The following is a 20,573-nucleotide window of genomic DNA, read 5'->3' as shown; positions in this document are numbered from 1 at the left end:
GGTACGAAAATCCGCCCTGCTGACGCATGCAAAAGCGTGCCCGGCGCACTGATTTGGGCCTGTCGGTCAGTCTTTTACAAACTGTTTGCGATGCACGATTGCTGGCGGCGCCTTGGGGCTTGCCGCATGTTGCTTTGTGGCGTGCTCCTCGCGCAGGGCTTCAGTTTTTTGCTGCCAATGCTCCCACTCGCTCTGCGTGTGGTGCATGTACAGCACAAACTGCCGCCAGCGCAGCATCACATCCTCAGGAATGACGTGCTCCAGCTCACAGGCCACGCTTGCGGCTCTGTCTTCTGAGAGTTGCAGTACATTCTGAAAAAAGTCTTTCAACACCATGTTGCGGTGCGCCAGTTCCTGCCCGGCATGAAGCCCTTTTTCGGTCAGATTTACAAGGCTGTATGGGGCGTAGGTCACGTAGCCGCGCTTTGCCAGCTCGCGCAGGGCGTTGGTTACAGAGGGGCGAGCAACTCCGGCAGCATCGGCAATGTCGCTGGGCCTACAGGCCCCGGCGGCAAATTCCTGCCTGAAAATAATGGCGAGATAATTTTCCAGCGCTGGCGAAAGCTGCTTTTCGTCTTCGGGCATTGGGGGCGGCTCCTTGATATACCTCTGTCTAACATTCTTTGAATGCTGTTAACTTGTAGGGTATATCAAAGAGATTAAAGGCTACCAAGCCATTTTTTTTGCCTGTACAGGTACAACAGGCACAGGGTTCCGATTGCTTCGGCGCAGGCCATGGACACAAAGATGCCCGTGGCCCCCAGATGCTGCAGATAGGTCAGGGCATAGGCCAGGGGTACGCAGATGCCCCAGTGGGTCAGGGCTGTAATGCGGCTGGTAAGTCGCGTGGCCCCTGCGCCATCCAGCACTGCCTGCAACAGCATGCCCACTACTTCCAGCGGCAGTTTTGCGCAGGCGACCAGCAGAAAAATCCCTGCCACAGATACGGCGGCCTGATCATGGGTGAACCAGCGTGCAACCGTGTGCCTACTCAAAAGCAGTGCCGCTGCCGCCACAATGGCAATCAGAGCCACCCGCCGGGCATAGTGCAGGCCCATGCCGTAGCATTCAGCCTTGCGCCGTGCGCCCAGCAAATGCCCTGTCATGATGGCAAGGGTCATGCCCATCGCCGCCACAGGAAAATACAACATGCTGACAACCCGCATGCCGAGCGTCATCCCTGCCAGTGTTTCCGCAGCATTGCCGGGCATGTTTGCAACACAGGCCAGCAGGGCCATGCTGCCGCTCTGCCCTGCCAGACTGCCCAAAGCGGCGGGAATGCCAATGCGCCACAACCTCGGTAGCGCGGCCCTGTTCCACCGCCAGCTTGCAAAGGATGACCGGCTGATGATTCCCCGCCGCGCCGCCAGAGCGATATTGCAGACAAAGCCCAGCACAGACGAGGCAACGGTTGACCACGCCACCCCTGCATAGCCCAGCTGGGGCAGGCCCCAGCGGCCCAGCCCGTAACCCACGCTGCCCACATAATTGATCAGCGCCACCAGACACAAGGTGGCAAAGGGCAACCATACCATTTTGTGCGCGCGAAATGTGGAATTGAGAATTATCATGCTGTAATAAAACGGCAATTGCAGGGCATAAGCTTGGGCAAACAGGGAGACGGCAGGGGCAAGCTCCGGAGAAGACAAACCATGAAGAGGTACGAGCCGCAACACCAGAAGGGCCAGAGCAGCAACGCTGCTTCCGGCAAGCAGCGATATGCAGAGAACCAGCCCGGCATATCGCCGTGCCCGCAAAAACAGCCCAGCCCCCACGGCGCGGCTGACAGTAGCCATGCATCCGCTGGCAACCATGGATGTGACAAGCATGAGAAAGGCGAAAACCTGAGAGATACCGCCAAGCACCGCGAGGATTCGACCATCAATCTGACCGCATACCCACAGGTCGGTCATGGAAACCGCCAGATGACACAGCATGAGGCCCATCTGCGGAACAGTGAGCTTCAGGACTTCCCACGTTGTGACGGGCGGTGATTGCGACATGCCCTGACAATGGCACAAAAAATTATTTTCGTCAAATAAAGTTAGACTAAGCTAATCATCATTCTGATACCTTGAATCAAATAACAGTGCGGCACCTTTGACGTGTCGGGCGGCCCTGCCCTATCAAGGCAAAACACAGGCAGACACCCGGCAGCACGGTTAGCAAAAAAAACGACATTGTTCTTTTTTACACAAAGAGCTATCCTCAGGCATCAGGAGCCGAATCCGTAGTGACGGTTTCGCCCCCCCCACGGTTGAAATTCTGTTTCCTTAACATCAACTAAGGAGTAGCACCGTGCGCCGTATCCTGCCTCTTTTTCTTGTCCTTTTACTTGTCGCCTTCAACGCATACGCCGCGGCACCTGCCAAACAGCTTCCTGGTGATCTTACCCTGGCCGAAGCGCAGACCGTGCTCAACACTGCTCTGGCTTTCTCTGTAAAACAGGGTATCCCCATGAACATTGCTGTGGTCGATGCCGGGGGCAACCTCAAAGCCTTTGCCCGTGAGGACGGAGCCTTTATCGGCAGCATCGACATTTCGCAAAAAAAGGCCGTAACGGCCCGCTATTTCAACATGTCCACCGCCCAGCTCGGCGCTGCCTCCCAGCCGGGCAAGGAACTTTATGGTATTGAAGTCACCAACCGCGGCCTTGTGATCTTTGGCGGCGGCGAACTGCTGATCCGCAATGGGGTCATTGTTGGGGCCATCGGCGTGAGCGGCGGCAGCGTGGCTGAAGACACCGCCGTTTCCAAGGCTGGCGCAGCGGCGCTCAAGTAAACCAGCGTAAAAGGCATCACGCCACAAAAAGCATATTATGGGGCCTACGCACACATTCTGCACAGAACCCCGCGCGGCATGCCCCCCAAAAAACAACCCCCATCAGGCAAAAACAGGTACTCCTTCCGGTATACTCTGCCCGCCTGATGGGGGTTCTTTTATTGAATTTTATGACTTGCCGCTGTTTGCCAGCGCGTTTGTGCGTGTTGAAAATACTTGCCAGCCCGGCAGGAGAACAAGGTAACGATGGGGAGTCGGCCCCTAAACTTCGTGCACCGCTGCGCAGTCCTTGTTGCCCAGCCCCGCTGCCGCACCACGGCAAAACCGGGTAAAAACCAGATCCAGCAGGGGCACATCCACATTCATGCCGTGGGCCATGCCACAGCCGAGGCGCACATCCTTGAGGGCGAGATCCAGCGCAAACCTTGGGGGATCATATTCCCCTTGGGTCATGGATTTTCCCCGCGCGACGAGCTGAAAACTGTGCGCGCCAGTTTCGCCAAGCAGTTGCAGCAGCAGATTTTTTTCCACCCCGGCGGCCTCGCCTATGCGCAGCCCCTCGCTCAAAACAGCAAGATTTGCCATACCCACAAGATTGCTTACCAGCTTGACGGCGCAGGCAGCTTCCACCGTGCCCACATTGTTGAGCACGCCAAGAATGGGCCAGACTTCGGTCAGATCGGCAATGCCCTGCTGGTCGCCGCCCACAAAGAGCGGGGCTTCGCCGCGTTCCGCATGGGCGGGCGTTTTGCCAAGGGTGCATTGAATATAGGCAATGCCCTGCTTGCCTGCGGCCTCGGCAAGGGCAAAGGCAGTCTGGGAATCAATGGTAGAGAGCTCCACATGCACGGAACCGGGCTGCATGTGCGCATACAGGCCATCCGGGCCGAGCGCTTTTTCCGTCAGATGTTCCGGCAGGGCCAGGCAGGTGAATACCACCTTGCAGGGAGCCATGTCCGCCATACTCATGGCGGACACGCCGCTTTTTCCGGCGGCAAGGGTTTTGTCCCTTCCCTCGACGCTGCGGTTGTAAACGTGCACAGTTTTGCCCGCGCGGATAAGATTGCGCGCCAGCGGCCCGCCCATTGCGCCTACGCCAATAAAACCAAATTCCATATCTAGCGCCCCTGCTATTTGCCCTGTGCTGCGGCTTCGCAGGCGTCAATGCCGCCCTTGCCCAACAGGCGCATCAAAAAGTCGTGCCGTTCAACCACAAGATTGCGGCCTTGCTGGCGCGCGCGGCGCACCTGCGCAGCGTAGAGTTCCAGCGTTCTGTCCGAAAGCGTTTCAAGTTCGCAGCGCAGGTAACGCCGAAACATCCCCTGCCCGTTGCTTTTTATGACGTGCGGATAGCGCGCCTGAGCCTCATGCAGAAAGGCCTCTTCGGCATCAGCGATTTCATCCAGCAGCGGGCTTGTGCTCAGGGGCGGCAGGCGATCGTCCATGCGGGCGTATTTTTCAACCATAAGATTGCGGCTGTTCACTTCCGCCTGCCGCAAATCGGCAAGGTACGAATCCAGCACGGCATCTTCGTGCGCGGAATGGGCCATTTTGCGCATGGCGCGGAAGGTGTCTGGCCGGGTCTGGCATTCTGAAACGCCGCCCTCGTTATTGGTGGCCAGAAACATGGCAAGCTCGCGTTCAATGATCTCGGCAAGCGCTGCTTCCCGATCAAAATTTTCCTGCATAGCCTATACTCCTTCTGCTCAGGCCGTGGGGGCCGCAGCCGCTCTGGCCTGATGGCAGATTTCAAGATTCTTTTTGTATCCCTGCGCTTCTGCGCCCATGCCAAGACCAAGGCGGTCGTACATGCTCACAGAATCCTGCAAGGTCGCGGCGGCCTCGTCCCACTGCCCGGCAGAGGCCAGCGCCACGCCAAGGTTACCCAGAGAAAAGGCTGTTTCCTCGTGCTCGCCCAGCAGTTCCCGCCGCAAAGCCACGGCCTGACGGTGCAGGGCAATGCCTTCGGCAAGCTGCCCGCGTTCTTCACAGATGCGCCCAAGGTTATTGAGGCAAACGCCCAGTTGCGGCACGCAGAAACCCTGCTTTTCCCATATTTCCTTGGCGCTGAGCATGAGGGATTCCGCCCGGTCAAAATCGCGCTTGCGATAATAGGCGGAAGAAAGACGCAACTGCGCTTCCGCCACCTGGGGGGAATCCGCCCCGCAGGCCTCGATGGTAAGCCGCAGGGCTTCGCGCCCAAGATCAAGGCTTTCCTCAACCTTTTCAAGCCCAAGCAGGGCATGGGCAAGGTTCTGCATGGCTCCGAGGGTCATGGGCGCAGTGGGGCCCATGACGGCGCGCAGCAGGGCAAGGCTCTCCTGCAGGGCCTGAACGGCGGCATCCGGGCGCTGCAGGGCAAAATTGGCGCGGCCCATGCCGTCCAGAGCCAGGGCGCGGCAGAGGTCATCGCCGGGATACCGCGCAACAAGCGCTTCAAGCGCTTCAATGCACTTTTGCGGTTGGCCCTGTTTCATCAGATCAAGGGCAGGGCGCAGTTCATCAAGCCATTGGCGTTGTGCGGCCATCGGCAACTCCTCATGGAATAGGTGCTCGACAGAGTAAAAAGGCTTTCAATGCAGCCAGAGGCAGGGACTGCGGGGCAGGATCAGCCTTGCAGCATATCCATATGCAGCAGGGCTGGCTCTTCCACATGCCGCAGAATCTGCGGCCCATGCTCCCAGAGCCAGTTGCCGGATGCGCGGCTCAGGTCCACAGCGCGCAGATGCGCCGCCGCCATGCCGCAAAATTCTTCCACCGCCGCAACAATCTGCGCTCCGTGCTCCTGATTGGCCGGGGTCTGCGCCACAAGGCTCAATGCGCGCGCCAGTTGCGGGCCGAGCACGGGCAAGGTTGCAGCCAGCTTTCCTGCCCATTTGTAAAAGGGCATGTAACGGCGGTTGCACAAAAAGACGAAGGAAAGCGCCGCCTCCGCAAAGCGCGCCGTTGCCAGCATGACCGCCACAGAATCATTGCGCTTGAGGCTGCGGGGCAGATTGTATTGCCCGGCCTGTGCCATGATCATGCAGCGGGCAGCCATCTTTTTGAGCAGCACATCGCGCGGATAACAAGCCAGCAGGGCATCACGCCGCCGCGTAAATTCGCCGCCCCGGTCTTCAAAAACCTGCCCGTTGGTGCAGGCCGCAAGCTGATGTTCGGGGATGGCAAGCCACTGCTGCCAGGTGACGGGCACGTCATCCAGCCCGGTAAAAAAAGCGTAAAAATCTTCGATGGGCAGCGGCCCTACCCTGCCCTGCCTGCGTTCAGGCGCAAGCCTGCTTGCAAAGCCCTGAAACTCGCGGGGCAAGCGGGCAAAGGCAGCCTCTATGCGCGGTAGCTCTGCCCGCAAAATCTGGCGCGGCAGCCAGAGGCAAAAGGCCGGGCCAAAGTCGTGATCCTGAGATTCCGCATCGTCGCAGCCAAAGCATTCCGAGCCTTCGCCCACCAGGCCCGCAGCGGCCAAATCCATAATGTCGGGAATCTCCGCCCGCAAGGCGGGAACGCAGGCCGCATAAAATTCACGCGCAAGGTTCAGACCCTTCATGCATACTCCAGAATATTCAGTCGCGCTGCAATGGCGCAGATTGCAACAGCCACCGCTGCAAAAGCCCACGGCAAACTAGGCCAGATGTATTGATCTGGCAGGCGCAGCCTCTAACCATGCTTGATGGCTTCAATTTCCTTAACTTTGCGAAAGATGGTGCTGCGGTCCATCTGGAACTGGCGCGAAAGCTCGCTGATGGAGCCGTAGCGCTGCATGCCTTTTTCAATGACCGCAGTTTCCACTTCCTTCATGATGCTTTTGAGCGAGCGCCCTTCAATGGAGGGCAGGGCGTAATGCCCTTCGCCGGATTCGCACGGTGGCAAAGGGCGGATGCCCGCCAGATCGCGCACGCCCACAAGCCCGTGCTTGCAGGTCACCACCAGCCCCTGCACGAGGTTTTCCAACTCGCGCACATTGCCCGGCCATGTGTGGTTTTGCAGTACCTGCTTGGCCTCGTCAGAGAGGTTCACGGCCTTGCGGTACTTCTTGCCGTAAAAAGTGAAAAAGCTCTGCGCCAGCGGCAGAATATCCACCCGGCGCGAGCGCAGTGGCGGGATGTTCAGCACCGCCACCTTGAGGCGGTAATAAAGATCAGAGCGGAACGTGCCCTTGGCGACCTCGCGCTCCAGCTCCTTGTTGGTGGCGGCCACAACGCGCACATCCACCTTTTTGGGCACAGTCGCGCCCACGCGCAGCACTTCCCAATCCTGCAGCACCCGCAGCAGGCGAGACTGCATGGTCATGGGCAGTTCGCCGATTTCATCAAGAAACAGCGTACCGCTGGAGGCCGCCTCCACAAGCCCGGCCTTGCCATGCTTGCTTGCGCCGGAAAAACTGCCGGGAACATAGCCAAACAGTTCCGTTTCGATCAGATTTTCAGGGATGCTGCCGCAGTCCACCTTGATAAAGGGTGCATCGGCCCGCAGGCTGTTACGGTGGATATGCCGGGCCACAACGTCCTTGCCCACGCCGGTTTCGCCCAACAGCAACACTGTCGCGTCAGTCTCTGCAATGGCGGAGGCTTCGGCGTACAGGCGTTGCATGACAGGGCTTTGCACCACGCGTGGGTACTGGTTGCCCGTGACGCCTTCGCTGCTGAGATTCTGAAAAGTTTCAAGCAGTTCGCGCTGCGCGGTGATTTCCTCGCGCAGTTCGGTCAGCGCCGTGATATCGCGTATGACCGTCACCACATAGGCGACCTTGCCTGTGGCGTCCTTTACAGGATGCCCGTCAAGCAACAAGGTGCGCCCGTTGTAGAGATTCTGTACACTTGATACCTTTTGCCCTGTTTCCACAATGCGCGGATTAAGCACAACGTCAAAAATGCCGTTCTGCACCATGTCCTGAATGCGGCTTCCGATCATCTTTTCACGGGAAATACCGGTCAGTTCCGCATGGCGTTTGTTCACGAGCGTAACGATTCCCTCCCGGTCAGTAACGCAGATGGCGTCCCGGAAGGTATCGCAAAGTTGTTCTACATAGTCTGCTAGCATGTGGGGATTGTACATGCATTATCTCCCAGGGCGCAAGTATGCTCCCACGCCCGGTTTACGGGCATGGGAGCAAATGAAAGGCGCTGCCGTCCGGCAAAAGCCGACAGCGTGCTCCATTGTTAGAACCCTTCGGCGCTGGTGGCTTCTACCATTGCGGTCTTAGGGGTTTGGGTAACAGTCTTGCTGGCCTGGGCATTGCGGCGGGCGCGGGCCATGCGGCTGAGCCACAGGGTGGAAAGCGCGCTGAGCAAGCCGATGCCGGCCAGATAACCGCAAAGGTACCAGGGCGCGCCATCGGCCATGCCGGTAAGCATGGTAGCGACCATGGGGGTCATACCGGAGGCAAAGATGGCGGTGAACTGATAAACAAAGGAGATGCCGGAGTAACGCACCGAGGCGTCAAAGCTTTCAGAAAACACGCTGGACATTGTGCCGAACACGGCGGCGTGCAGGATACCGAAGGGCAGCGCCAGGGCGAGCACGACGAACAGGTAGTTGCCGGAAAAATTATGCAGCACCCAGAAGGCCGGGAAGCTGGAAATGCCAAGCAGCACAGCGCACACGCCGTAAATTTTGGCTTTACCGTGCTTGTCGGCCATGTGGCCCCAGAAAGGGATAAAGCCGGACATAACGAGGGAAGAAATCATAACGGCGGTAAGAGCGGCGGAGCGGCTAATCCCGTGCTGCTGCGTAAGGTAGGTGAGCGAATACACGCCAAAGACGTTGAAGGACACGCCGTCGATGAAACGTGCGCCCATGCAGGCCAGCATCATCTTGGGATAGCGTTTGAAGGCGTCCAGCAAGGGATACTTGGCTTCAGGCATCTTCTCCTTGGCTTCAGAAAAGTCCTTGGTTTCCTGCACGGTGCTGCGCATGTAGCCGCCAACGGCAAGCAGCACGGCAGAAAGCAGGAAGGCAACGCGCCAGCCCCAGTTAAGGAAGGCTTCGTCAGAAAGCGTCACGGAGAAGAAGCCCACAATGCCCGAGGCAAGCAGCAGGCCAAGCGACATGCCGATCTGCGGCAGGCTGGCATAAAAGGCGCGCTTGTCGGCCGGTGCGGATTCGTAAGACATGAGCACCGCGCCGCCCCACTCGCCGCCAAGGCCAATGCCCTGGGCAAGACGGCAGACGATCAGCAGGATAGGCGCCCAGATGCCAATGGTGTGGTAGGTGGGGATAAGGCCGATGCAGACCGTGGCGATACCCATGATTTCCAGGGTCAGGATGAGCATTTTTTTACGGCCCAGCTTGTCGCCGAAGTGACCAAAAATCACGCCGCCCAGAGGCCGCGCCACAAAGCCGACCGCAAAAGTGGCAAAAGCAAGCATAGTGCCGATGCGCGCGTCAAAATCGGGGAAATACAACTTGTTGAAGAAAAGCCCGGCCACAACGCCGTACAGGAAGAAGTCGTACCATTCGATGACGGCGCCGATGATGGACGAAGCCACAACGCGGCGCAGATTCTTCTTCTGGTCGTGAGTCATTTGTTCGCTATGCATGGTTTTCCTTTGATCCTTTTGCCTGGATGTTCATACTGGCCTTTGCGCCAAAGCGCTAGCGCCTGGGGGGAACACTCCCTGATGCCACTTCGTTTATTCACTACCAGGACACGAAACCGATTCCGCTCCCGGTCAAAGCTCACTGGGCAGATGCGCAGCCGCACGGCTTGCGCCCGCAATCATTAAAGATTGAGCAGACGCGCCGCGTTGTTGTACATGACGTTTTCAAGCGTTTCCGGCGTAAAGGGGAGCCGCTTGTACAACTCGATCTGCTCCTGAAAATCCATAAATGGCGCGGCGCTGGCAAAGAGCACCTTGTCGCCGATGAGGGTATTGGCGGCCTTGATGTAACCCTCGGAGAAGGGCTGTTCCTCGTATTCCGCAAGGTCGATGTACACGTTGCGGTTACGGTGCACGGTCATGATGACCTCGCTCACCCAGGGGTAGCAGCCGTGGCTGATAACAATCTTGAGCTTGGGAAAATCGGCGGCGATGCGGTCAATGTGCCGGGGGTGGGCATCGTCCATCACAGCGCCGTCCACCAGAGTGGCGGGGCCGGTGGTGATGACGATGGGCACGTCAAGTTCGCAGCATTTGGCGTAGATGGGATAATACTTGGCATGGCTGGCAGGAATGCGCGCAAGATACGGGTCAATGGCCGCGCCGCGCATGCCTTTGTTCACCATGTTTGTAAGCTCGGCTGTGGCGTCCATGCCCTTGTGGGGGTCAAGACCGGCAAAACCGATGAACTTGTCCGGGTACTGGCGCATGAGTTCAAGAATGCCGGGATTGACGGATCCAAGACCATAGGTGGTTTCAGCGTCACGCCCTGTCACAACCCCTTTGACCACGCCCTGCTTTTCCATGTCGGCAACGATCTTTTCAATGGGCTCTGGCTTGGCCCGGTCAGCGTATTTGAAAAGTTCAAACATGCCGCCGAACACTTTGTTGGAAAGCATTCCCTTAACGGCGTCAGGGGTGCTGGGGCGAAAGCGGAAATCAATGATGTTCATGAAACATTCCTTTAGGAATAAAAATTGTGCCTCGCGGCTATGCATCCCTAAAGGCAAGAAGCGTGCCTATTGTGAAATTGAGTGCAAAAACAGGGGCGCTAATAGTGTTAACAATTGATATTACTAAAAAATATGTTTAATATAAGTATGTTATAGAAAATATGGCGGAAAAATATATTTCTGAAAAACTGCACGGGATGCCTGCACTCACAAATGGAGCTGTGCGCATCCCCCAAAACGATGTTAAGTGGCAAAACAAGAAGCAGATAGTTTTATAACATACTTAAATAATTACATATTTTAATCAGGAATAAGAATTGTTTATCAAAATTGCTCGCGAGCACACACTTGTTGCAAAATTGCAACAAATCAAAGAACAACATTTTATTATTACAAATAAGTATGTTATATGAATATAGAGACCCCTGCCTGTGCAAAAAAACACACACCCAACATTTGGCTGTGCATTTTTACACAACCACAGATATCCTCCCAAAAACAGAGCGCCAGAGCCTTGCGGCCCTGGCGCTTTATTCCATAAAAACACAATAAATTCAGTGCTAAGAAGCAATCTTTCTCAAGCGTTCCATCTTTTCTTCATCAAGCTTTGCGCCTTCCAGTTCATACTGGCGGCCAAGGTAGCCATACTTGGGCTGACCCATACGGTGGTAGCCCAACAGCTCGTACTGGATATTGGGCCGCCGGGGAATTGATTCGCGGATAGCCAGGATGTCGTCTTCAGTGTCATTGAATCCGGGTATCACAGGGGTGCGCGCAAGTATGGGCAATTGGGGAAAATCCTCGCAGACTCGTGCAAAATTGCGCAAAATCAGCATATTATCTACACCTGTATGCTTTTTGTGCTGCACTGGATCAAGGCTCTTTATATCAAAAATCAGCTTGTTCAGGTGCTTGCAGGCCTCATGCAGATGCTCGTAGGGATAGCAGCCGCAGGTTTCGATGGTGGTATTGATGTGGTGCTTGCGGGCCTCACGCAGCAGGGCATTGGCAAATTCGTGCTGCATAAGGGCTTCGCCGCCGGAGAGGGTCATGCCGCCGCCGGAGCGGTGATAAAACACGCCGTCCTCTTCAACTTTATCGAGCACCTGTCGCACAGACATGGTTTCGCCGTATACGCTCTGCGCGCCCGAGGGACAGGCCCGCACACAGGCAAAGCATTCGCTGCACTTGCTGCGGTCGTGTACAATCAGGCCATCCACAAGGCTGAGCGCGCCCGACGTACAGGCATTGAGACAGCGCCCGCAGACCTGGGCAGTAAGACAGCGCGAGGGATTGAAGGCATGCTCGGGATGAAGATTCTGCGACTCGGGGTTGCTGCACCAACGGCAACGCAGAGGGCAACCCTTGAGGAAAACCAGGGTGCGGATACCTTCGCCATCGTGCACGCTGAACTTCTGTATATTAAAAACAACACCTTGTACTTGTGCGTCAGTCATGGGGTCATCCTTGGTGTGCGGCCAGCCCTGGCGCGCCGTTGGAGGAAATTCAAAGGGGGAAGGGATTGCTCCCCTCCCCCCGGAGCGTTGGCAAGGTCAACGCGGTCAGAAATCAGGAGCAGATGGCGGGCTTGCGCTCTGTTAAACGGCTGATTTCCGCGCTTTAAATTTGCGGGAGGGGCATACCCCCGCCCCTGACGGTCTGTTTGTTTGAGGGTTTTGGAGAGTATCGCTGCGAGGGGCCGTTGGTATCCGGCAAGAAACTTGACGCAGTCCGGCAAAAGCCCCTCGCGACGATATTTTAGAACTGGGCGTGTTCGGTACGGTCGATGATGTCGTTCTGCAAGTCGCGGGAAAGATCGCAGAAGTACGCGCTGTACCCTGCAATACGCACCAGCAGGCTGCGGTAGTTGTCGGGTTCTTTCTGGGCGTTGAGCAGGGTCTGCCTGTTCACGATGTTGAACTGCAGGTGCCACAGCTTGAGGTCGCACCAGGTGCGGATAAGGTTCACGATCTTCTCGGTGCCTTCATCGCCGGAAACGCACTTGGGCGACAGCTTGATGTTCAGCAGGCGGGAAGCGCGGTTGGTCATGCCATAGTTCTTGGAATGGTAGTTGGAGAGCAGAACCGCAGTGGGGCCGTTCTTGTCCGCGCCGTGCGAAGCGGAAGAACCATCGGAAAGCGCAGTCCAGGCATGGCGGCCATTGGGTGTGGCGGAAACTACCTTGCCGAAGGGCACATGCGAGGTGATGGGCACGTAGCGCACGTCCACATGCACGCCGCGATCGCGGGAGCTCTTTTCGGCTTCCACCTGGGTCACGCGGTCAACGTCCTTGGCAATGCTATCCACATAGGGATCGTTGTTGCCGTAGCAGGGGGCGTTGCGCAGCATTTCGCGCACGGGTTCGGCACCCTTGAAGTCGGCCTTGCAGGCTTCCACCACTTCTTTCATGCTCAGGCGCTTTTCTTCAAACACCAGCTTTTTGATGGCGGCAAGGGAGTCAACCACGGTGCCGTAGCCCAGGAATTCAAAGTAGGAGTAATCCACACCGCCGGGGATCTTTTCGCAGTGCAGGTCCATGAGGTTTTCCATGCACAGGTTGTGCAGCACGGAAGAAAGCGGCGCGGCAAAGTGCTGCGGGCGCAGCTTGTCCACCACATGCTGCTGCTGGAAGGCCTTGCGCAGCAGGTTGAGGTGCTGGGCCTTGTAAGCTTCGTAAAAGTCTTCCCAGTTCTTGAAAGAAGTCGCTTCGCCCGTTTCAAGGCCCACAACCTCATCGCCGTAGTGCTGCATGCGGCCATTGTACATGGTCATTTCAAGGGCGGTGGCAAAGTTCACGTACACGCAACCGGAGGTGTAGGTATCGCGGTTGGGCATGCGCGTTTCTGTGCAGCCCGAAACGGCGTAGTCCAGAGCTTCATTGACCGGGCAACCCTTGATGGTGTTGAGGAACACCACTTCTTCATCGTTGATGAGTTTGGGGAAGCCGGAGCCGTCCTTGATGGTCAGGGCCACTTCGCGCAGGAAGCGTTCGGGCGAACGGGAGTGGATGCGCGCGGCAAGGTCGGGGTAGTTGAGCGGAAATTCGCGCTTGGATTCAAGGAACAGGTAGGTCAGGTCATTGGTGGCGTCTTCGCCTTCGGGGGTCTGGCCGCCGATGGTCACGGCTTCCCAGTGGGCGTAGCCTTCCTGAAATTCAACGCCCGTGGGGTTGATGTACAGGTCGATGAACTGGGCCATGTCCACCCACATGCATTCGAGCAGTTCCTTGGCTTCTTCGCGGGTGATGATGCCTTCTTCAATGTCTTTTTTGTACAGGGGGTACAGGTACTGGTCCATGCGGCCATTGGAGATGATGGCGCTGGCCTTCTGTTCAATACGCGAGAACATCTGCACAAACCACTGGCACTGCATGGCTTCGCGGAAGCTGCGGGCAGGATGTGCGGGCACGTGATCGCAGGTTTTGGCGATCTGGAGCAGCTCGGCCTTGCGCTTGGGGTCGCCTTCCTTGGCGGCAAGTTCGCGGGCCAGATCGGCGTGGCGCTTGGCCCAGATCATGATGGAGTCGCACACAAGGATCATGGCTTCGAGGAAGGGCTTTTTGTCCCACAGATCAACGGAGTTGGTCAGATCAAGGGTGGCAAGCTTTTCGCGGGCTTCTTTCTGGATGTCGAGGAAGCCGCGCTTGATGACCTTTTCGTAGTCCGGCACCCACTGAAGGGCCGAACGGTAGGACGAGGTTTCGCTCACCACGAACTTGGACTTGAGGCCGCGTTCGTCCACATAGGTGACGTTGCGGATTTCGGCGGGCAGAGTCTTGTTGAGGTGTTCATGGTAGGTCTTGCCTTCCCAGTAGGGAGCAATCTCTTCCATAACAACCTTGATGTCTTCCTGCGAGATCTGGAAGGGGCTCTTGTCGCGGTGCTCCAGGTCGGCCAGCACTTCGCGGTAAAAGTCGCCGTCGATTTCAGGATACAGGATGCCGTAACGGCCAAACTTGCCCACGCGGCCAGCAATGAGCTGGTTGGGGGTAATGTAGACGGTGATTTTTTCGGCCACGTTTTTCAGAGCCTTGGCCCAGCGCAGGGTCAGCAGTTCGCCTTCGGTTTCGCGCATGGATTCGGTGAAATACTTGGCGCGCTCAACGTCCACGTGGGGAAGGCTGAACTGGTTCTGTTCCAGAATGCCGTAAACGCGCTCGCGGCCTTTACGGTCAACGCTTTTATTGACAACGCGCTCTTCCTGGGGGGACATGCAGCAACCGCACTGACTCATGATGAAACTCCTGAATGGTGATTATGTTCAAGCGAGATGCTTGTGATATTCATCTCAATGACCACCCATGAGCATCATCCGTGCCATTTCAATTAACTATCTGCAATATTTACATTTTTTTAAATTAATTCCAAAATTCCATAATCATCCGGCTATTCCCATTGTTGTAAATTTGCAACATTTTTTTCATAATACATTAAAATAACATCATAATTTTAAAAAGTGTTTTTTTGCAACAGTGCAAAAAAACACTTTTTCACAATCTCACCCTTTTGCCATCGCTCATGCTGCCCATATCGCCAGAACACCGGAGACATGCATATCCTCCTCCCCAGGCAAGAACCGTAACTGCGTGGTTACTTATGCGAGCTGCCAATGACTTAAACCACACTTTCGATATTAATATTTGCAGATTAAATTAACTTATATTTACGCAACCAATTTGACTCATAAATTTTTTCACTTCAATATCCTGTTTATTATAAGATAATTATTTCAAAAAGTTGAGAAGCTTGATATCAAATATAGTTTATTGTAGCGTATAAATTGAGAAGTCATCATCGTATTTATTTCAAGGGAATCTGATATGCTCAAGAAGTACTATACAAAATCAACGGACAGAAACAAATTTGATAAAACATTCTCTCGAGCAGAGTTAAAATTACTCTCTCTCGTTGTTATTTCCATAATAATAACTGCGGCATTGATAACTTCAATTTTCTATTATTACAGAAACCTCGATTTAAAACTCATAACAACCATGATGTCAGACGCCATTTTCTCTCTCTTGCTTGACCGCATACCGCCAGAAAACTTCACTGCAATTTATGATGGCAAAGATATGGACTCGCACCTTTACAATAATGTACAGCAAGAGCTTGACGATGTTCGTAAAATAACCGCCGTCAGGTATCTCTACACGGCAAAGCGCGATTCTGAAGGCAAGGCCATATATGTTGTTGATGGCCTGTCACGGGATTCAGAAGATTTTCGTGCCTGCGGTTCGCCCATAGAAGTCGAAATTCTCCCCGCTGTGAACAAATGTCTGGATGGAGATGTTTTTCATGGAACAGAAATCCTTAAGACATCGTGGGGCATGATTATTCCGTCTTGCGAACCGATCAAGAGCAACGGGGTCACGGTTGGCACCCTTGTTATTGAATTTGACGGAGAATATTTTGCTGAAAATACCGCAAGCTCCCAGCGGTATTACATCATTGCCTCCATTTGCGTTGCCATTGGCGTTGGCTTTGTGGCCATTGTGCTGATTCGCAGTTTTTCCATTCCGCTCTATCAATGGCTCGCATATACAGACTTGCTCACAGGCGCAATGAACCGCAATGCCTTTGAACTGGCCACCCACAAGCTACGGGGCACAGAGCAGCAAAAAAACATAACTGTGGTGTCGTGCGACCTGAACAAACTTAAAGCCATCAACGACCAGTTTGGTCACTCGGCGGGCGATGAGCACATCAGGGCCCTTGCCCAGCTCCTTATGAAAAATTTCAGGACTCAGGGCTCAACATACCGCATTGGCGGTGATGAATTTGTTACATTGCTGTTCAACGCCAGCCTGGACGCAACAGAAAAAAAGGTTGCTGAAATTTGCGTGGAGGCACGACAAGTTACCTTTGGAGACTTCTGCCTGTGCTTTTCGTACGGGATTGCGCAGTTTGACCCGGAACAGGATGGCAGCATTGCCGACACCATTTCGCGGGCAGACGTTAAAATGTACCATTACAAATGCGCAAAAAGAGAAGCTGAGACTGCCAAAACCATAATCTGAGACCCCAAGCGCCTGCACATCCGCAAAAAAAATCAGACGGTCTGCCCTGCCCCGTAATTACATTCGGGAGCAGCGCGGGCCGCCTGACGCTGGCGAGAGTAGCCGCTGTTTTTACAGCATTTCGATAAACGCTTCTATGCGAACCTTGAGCTGCTCCGTATCCGTTTCAGAGTAGTCTGTTTCGATTTGCAGGAAGGGCAACTGCAAGGACTCCTGCACAAATTTTTTGAGGGAGGACGATTCCACCGCGTAGGTTTGGCAACCCTGCCAGGTCAGATCAACCACAGCATCCACCGCGAAATCTGCCGCCAGTTCCTTGATGGCTTCATACCGGCGCGGATTGGGCGACATGACGGCACAGGGCACGTCCAGATAGCGGCGGGCCATCTCGGTCAGCGGGTCGCCCTGCTCGTCCATCATCACGCGGGTTTTCTTGTAGCCGGAGCAGTTATCAAGGCAAACCACGCTGCCGCCGCATTCTTCGATCAGGCGCACAACCTTGTGCGAACCCATGCCCACAGGAACGCCCGTAAGCAATATACGCGGCGCGCTTGCGGAAACGCCTGCCTGGCCCGCATCGACCATTTTGCCAAGTTCATCCGCCAGCTCCAGCATCATGGAGATGCCTTTTTCCTTGTCGGGGAAGAAAGACGTTTTGAACCCGATTTCCAGCAGCTCCATCCCCGTGATGGGCGTGGGCTTGCGCTTTGCCAGATCCATAACGGCCTTGAGGGCCAGACGCTCACGGTTCATGAGCTTGATGGCGTCGCGCAGCTTCTGCTCGGTGATGGATACGCCAAATTCTTTTTCCAGATAGGCGACGAGCAGTTCAAACTGATGCCTCCAGTAGGCAAGGGCATCATCATTCTGCACCTGGGGCAGTTGCAGCAGAAAAACTGGCTTGTAGGCTGCAAGCAGCTCGTACATTTTCTTTTTGCCGTCACAGGTGGTGTCGGCCACAACTACGTCAGCAGCGCTCAGATAGGGGCAGCTGTCTTTAAGCGCAAAGCCGAAGCTGCTCTTGATAAGCGGACAAAGGGCGCGGGGCAGCATTTCTTCTGCCGCGGGAATGGAATCGTTGCGGGTGCCGCACAAAGAAACGGGGATGGCCCCGGCGGCCACCGCTATTTCAGAAGGGCTGTACAGGCAGTACTGGCCCACAACTTTCTTGCCCTCCCTCTTGGCCTCCTGCACTGCCAGAGCGTTTTTTTCAAAAGCAGTAATAATGCGGTCAAAGCTGGCACACTTCATGATGCTTTCCTTCCTTGCGAGGTTATTGAGGTTATCGCTGTGTAGTGAGAGCACGGTCTTTTTTCGCATACAAATCTGCGGCAATCAGGGCCGCCCCCAGCGCACCCACAGTCTGCGGGTCGTGGGGCACCTGAACTGTCAGGCCAAGTTCGTCTGAAAGAATGGCCGCAAAGGCGGGGCTTGTTGCCAGACCGCCGGTAAATACGCATTCCCCCTGCATGGGGATGCGCCGGGCAAGGGCGCACATTCTGCGGGCAATGGCGCGGAATACCCCTGCGGCTATATCTTGCGGCGGCGTGCTGCGGGCCAGAAGGCCCACGATTTCCGTTTCTGCAAACACGGCGCACATGCTTGAGATGGCCACAGGCTTGCCAGTGGCGGCAGCCTTGCCCAGCTCGTCCAACGGCATGTTCAAAATGCCCGAGAGCACCTGCAAAAAACGCCCGGTGCCTGCCGCGCACTTGTCGTTCATCAAAAAATCGCGCACTGCGCCCGGTTTGTTCGCGCTTCTGAGCGTGCCCAGGCTGCCTGCGCCGCCAGCCGCATCAAGACTGCCCGCTTCCACCTCACGCGGAATATCCAGGCTTATTACCTTGCTGTCCTGCCCGCCGATATCGAGCACAAGCCCCGCGCGGGGGAAAAGATGCGCAGCGCCCCGCGCATGGCAACTGATCTCCGTAACCGTTTTGTTGGCAAAAGGCAGGGCAATGCGCCCGTAGCCCGTGGCAGTGACATGCCTCAGATCGTTGCGCGCCATTGCCGCAGCCTCGCAGGCATTGTTGAGCGCAAATTCGCCCGCCTCGGCGGTATTCCAGCCTGTGGGCAGCACTGCCCGCCCGGCAATCTGCGAGCCGCCGTTGGGCAGCAGCTCAAGCACAACGGCCTTTGCAGCCACAGAACCAACATCAATTCCAGCTACATACATAGCGCATACTCCTGATCGTACCCATTACTGCGGCACAAAAACGCAAAACAAAACCCGCCGCACAGCGCAAGGCTGTGGAGCGGACAATATGACAAAAGCGCCAGCAGCGCTGCGCTGCAAGGCCGTCAATACAATGGAAAGCTTCGGCAACTAAACTGCTACAGGTGGAAACACGGAGAGATATGGAAAAAGAGCAGGCGTATGGCAGGCAATAAAAAAGCCCCCGCTTTCCGCTTAAACTATGGAAAGGGAAAACAGGCTGGCGCTGACACGCCACCGCGAATGAGGGCCTCCAACCTGAAGGCACTGATGCTGTCATGACCCGCCGCCCTTGAAGACAGGCAAGACACGACAAACCTTATAGGAAATCACAGAATACCTTGCTGTTGCAGTTGCCCCCGACATAGTTCGTCCTAAAGCTGTATATCAAATTAGCGTAAGGGCATCAGCTTGTCGATAGGGAGGCACACGGCATTGAGTAATTGCGCTACTGCCTGCTTTAGATTGCTGCAATCAAGGTATTCAGGGGGCTCAGACAGTAACGGCAGCACCGCGCTGATGAAAAATTCGATTCGTACACAAGAAGAATCATCTGAAGTTTTTTACACCACACATATGGGCAAAACGCATCAGCAGCGGACAAGACATCTTGCCATATTATCTTTATATTTTAGCGCACCAAACGCCATTCATCTTCCAACATTGCCATCAAGATATCATCCGCATACTTGCCATTAAACATAATCGCATCGCGCCGGATGCCTTCTATCCTGAATCCTGACTTTTCATACACGCGCTGTGCTTGCGTGTTGTATGAGAACACATTCAACTCAAGACGGTGCATTTTTAATGTGTCAAACACAAAGCTACATACGGACTGAACTGCCCATGTTCCAAGCCCTCTTCCCCTATATGCATTTTGAAGAATAGCAATGCGAAAATGGGCACTGCGAAGAGCAGGATCAATCTCGCTCACAACGCATTCGCCAACAATATTATTGCCTTGTGCTATGAGCAAAAATAGATACCTGTCAGCAGCATCAATAGATTTACTAAAAAAAGAAGTGACTTCTTCTCTTGTAAAGCTGTCCTTACACCCTGTCATTCTTACCAATTCCCTGTCCAGGGGATTGTAATTCTGCTCAAAGTAAGGTTGTGAATCTTCAAGACTGGCAGAGCGCAATAAAAATCCGTCTCTTTCCCATACAATACTGGTGGTCATTTCCGTACCCCCAGCCAGCCAATTCTGTACCACGGTGTCTGGCGGCTTTTGGCCCAATCAGAGAGCCAACTGCTCTGAGGACTTGACGAATCGGCGCTCCTTGGGCTACAAAGCCACTCACGCCATGCATATGCGGCATTGCCCCATGTGTCTTGGTCAGTCTGCCGGGATGGTGGAATTGGTAGACGCAGCGGACTCAAAATCCGCCGAGGGCAACCTCTTGCGAGTTCAAGTCTCGCTCCCGGTACCAGCAAAAAATAAGGACTTGCAGAAATGCAGGTCCTTTTTTTGTTTGCTGCGTGACCTCATAGAGAAAAGTAAGCCTGCGCTGGTATCCGGCTTACCCCGGCTTTGGTGCAGAGCCATTTTACAGGCTGCGCTCCGGTAAATCAGAATCCCGGCCTTTTTATGCCCGCTCCTGCCAGGCACGCCGATCAGGCAGTGTAATTTTACTGAGTGGATTAACGAGGGAGTCACCCTTGGCTGGATTGCCATGCCTCGCAGGCAAAAAACTTTTCCGTACGCTCACAAAATCAAAATAATCCCGCCCAGAGCGGAAATTTACCGATTATACCGCACCTATATTTGCAGGTAATGGCCTGACGCGTAAAATAATTTTACAAAAAAAATCGTATCCGCTTGACACTTGCCCCCCATTTGCGTAAACACCTCTTCACGCAATGCGGGTCATTAGCTCAATTGGTAGAGCAGCTGACTCTTAATCAGTTGGTTCGGGGTTCGAGTCCCTGATGGCCCACCAGAAAATTCAGGTTCGCGGTTACACCGCGAACCTTTTTTCTTTTGTTCTGATGGATAGTTACAAAAA

16 protein-coding genes and 2 tRNA genes are annotated in these 20,573 nt (G+C 55.0%); 4 read left to right on the top strand and 14 right to left on the bottom strand.

Going from position 1 to position 20,573, the window contains the following annotated elements:
• Positions 1–66 precede the first annotated feature (66 nt).
• Both QZ383_RS01675 and QZ383_RS01670 read right to left on the bottom strand, forming a co-directional pair.
• A complete protein-coding gene (locus tag QZ383_RS01675; RefSeq protein ID WP_291442485.1) occupies positions 67–585 on the bottom strand; it encodes a metal-dependent transcriptional regulator in 519 nt (172 codons plus the stop codon).
• A 74-nt stretch (positions 586–659) separates the two neighbouring features.
• Entirely contained in the window at positions 660–2,003 is a 1,344-nt protein-coding gene (locus QZ383_RS01670) for an MATE family efflux transporter (protein WP_291442483.1), read from the bottom strand.
• 295 nt (positions 2,004–2,298) lie between these two features.
• Between QZ383_RS01670 and QZ383_RS01665 the strand changes: the two genes are divergently transcribed.
• Entirely contained in the window at positions 2,299–2,781 is a 483-nt protein-coding gene (locus tag QZ383_RS01665) for a heme-binding protein (protein WP_291442481.1), read from the top strand.
• A 261-nt stretch (positions 2,782–3,042) separates the two neighbouring features.
• On the opposite strand, the gene QZ383_RS01660 is transcribed toward QZ383_RS01665, so the two are convergent.
• The 9 genes from QZ383_RS01660 to QZ383_RS01620 form a co-directional block, all read right to left on the bottom strand.
• Positions 3,043–3,897 (bottom strand): NAD(P)-dependent oxidoreductase, encoded by an 855-nt coding sequence (locus QZ383_RS01660; RefSeq protein ID WP_291442480.1) that lies wholly within the window; start codon positions 3,895–3,897, stop codon positions 3,043–3,045.
• 14 nt (positions 3,898–3,911) lie between these two features.
• Positions 3,912–4,469, bottom strand: coding sequence for a DUF4125 family protein (locus QZ383_RS01655; protein ID WP_233482767.1), 558 nt, complete (start codon positions 4,467–4,469; stop codon positions 3,912–3,914).
• 18 nt (positions 4,470–4,487) lie between these two features.
• A complete protein-coding gene (locus QZ383_RS01650) occupies positions 4,488–5,309 on the bottom strand; it encodes a tetratricopeptide repeat protein (protein WP_215647708.1) in 822 nt (273 codons plus the stop codon).
• An 80-nt stretch (positions 5,310–5,389) separates the two neighbouring features.
• Positions 5,390–6,325, bottom strand: a complete 936-nt coding sequence (locus QZ383_RS01645) for a DUF4037 domain-containing protein (RefSeq protein WP_291442477.1) — start codon at positions 6,323–6,325, stop codon at positions 5,390–5,392.
• Between the two features lie 110 nt (positions 6,326–6,435).
• Positions 6,436–7,833, bottom strand: a complete 1,398-nt coding sequence (locus QZ383_RS01640) for a sigma 54-interacting transcriptional regulator (protein ID WP_291442476.1) — start codon at positions 7,831–7,833, stop codon at positions 6,436–6,438.
• Positions 7,834–7,937: 104 nt separating this feature from the next.
• A complete protein-coding gene (locus QZ383_RS01635) occupies positions 7,938–9,317 on the bottom strand; it encodes an MFS transporter (protein ID WP_291442475.1) in 1,380 nt (459 codons plus the stop codon).
• A gap of 182 nt (positions 9,318–9,499) precedes the next feature.
• The gene (locus QZ383_RS01630; RefSeq protein WP_291442474.1) at positions 9,500–10,330 is read right to left on the bottom strand and encodes an amidohydrolase family protein; all 831 of its coding nucleotides are present in this window, start codon (positions 10,328–10,330) and stop codon (positions 9,500–9,502) included.
• Between the two features lie 560 nt (positions 10,331–10,890).
• On the bottom strand, positions 10,891–11,787 hold the full coding sequence (locus QZ383_RS01625; protein WP_291442472.1) for a glycyl-radical enzyme activating protein: 897 nt from the start codon (positions 11,785–11,787) through the stop codon (positions 10,891–10,893).
• A 301-nt stretch (positions 11,788–12,088) separates the two neighbouring features.
• Positions 12,089–14,563, bottom strand: coding sequence for a glycyl radical protein (locus QZ383_RS01620; protein WP_291442470.1), 2,475 nt, complete (start codon positions 14,561–14,563; stop codon positions 12,089–12,091).
• Between the two features lie 586 nt (positions 14,564–15,149).
• On the opposite strand from QZ383_RS01620, the gene QZ383_RS01615 reads away from it, so the two are divergent.
• Positions 15,150–16,349, top strand: coding sequence for a GGDEF domain-containing protein (locus QZ383_RS01615; RefSeq protein WP_291442468.1), 1,200 nt, complete (start codon positions 15,150–15,152; stop codon positions 16,347–16,349).
• A 111-nt stretch (positions 16,350–16,460) separates the two neighbouring features.
• Here QZ383_RS01615 and QZ383_RS01610 read toward each other — a convergent pair whose 3' ends face one another.
• From QZ383_RS01610 to QZ383_RS01600, 3 genes are all read right to left on the bottom strand, one after another.
• Positions 16,461–17,600: a double-cubane-cluster-containing anaerobic reductase gene (locus QZ383_RS01610; protein ID WP_291442467.1), complete on the bottom strand. Its 1,140-nt coding sequence runs from the start codon at positions 17,598–17,600 to the stop codon at positions 16,461–16,463.
• Between the two features lie 31 nt (positions 17,601–17,631).
• Entirely contained in the window at positions 17,632–18,525 is an 894-nt protein-coding gene (locus tag QZ383_RS01605; RefSeq protein ID WP_291442466.1) for an acyl-CoA dehydratase activase, read from the bottom strand.
• A 670-nt stretch (positions 18,526–19,195) separates the two neighbouring features.
• Entirely contained in the window at positions 19,196–19,747 is a 552-nt protein-coding gene (locus tag QZ383_RS01600; protein WP_291442464.1) for a GNAT family protein, read from the bottom strand.
• Positions 19,748–19,910: 163 nt separating this feature from the next.
• Here QZ383_RS01600 and QZ383_RS01595 point away from each other — a divergent pair.
• Together QZ383_RS01595 and QZ383_RS01590 are read left to right on the top strand one after the other, a co-directional pair.
• A tRNA-Leu gene (locus QZ383_RS01595) sits at positions 19,911–19,997 on the top strand.
• Between the two features lie 434 nt (positions 19,998–20,431).
• Positions 20,432–20,507: transfer RNA gene (locus QZ383_RS01590), tRNA-Lys, on the top strand.
• The last annotated feature ends 66 nt before the right edge of the window (positions 20,508–20,573 follow it).

Origin of the sequence: Desulfovibrio sp. (assembly GCF_019422935.1) — a bacterium.
Lineage (GTDB): Bacteria > Desulfobacterota > Desulfovibrionia > Desulfovibrionales > Desulfovibrionaceae > Desulfovibrio.
The sequence above is the reverse complement of the archived record's forward strand: the minus strand, read 5'-3'. Positions and strand labels throughout refer to the sequence as shown.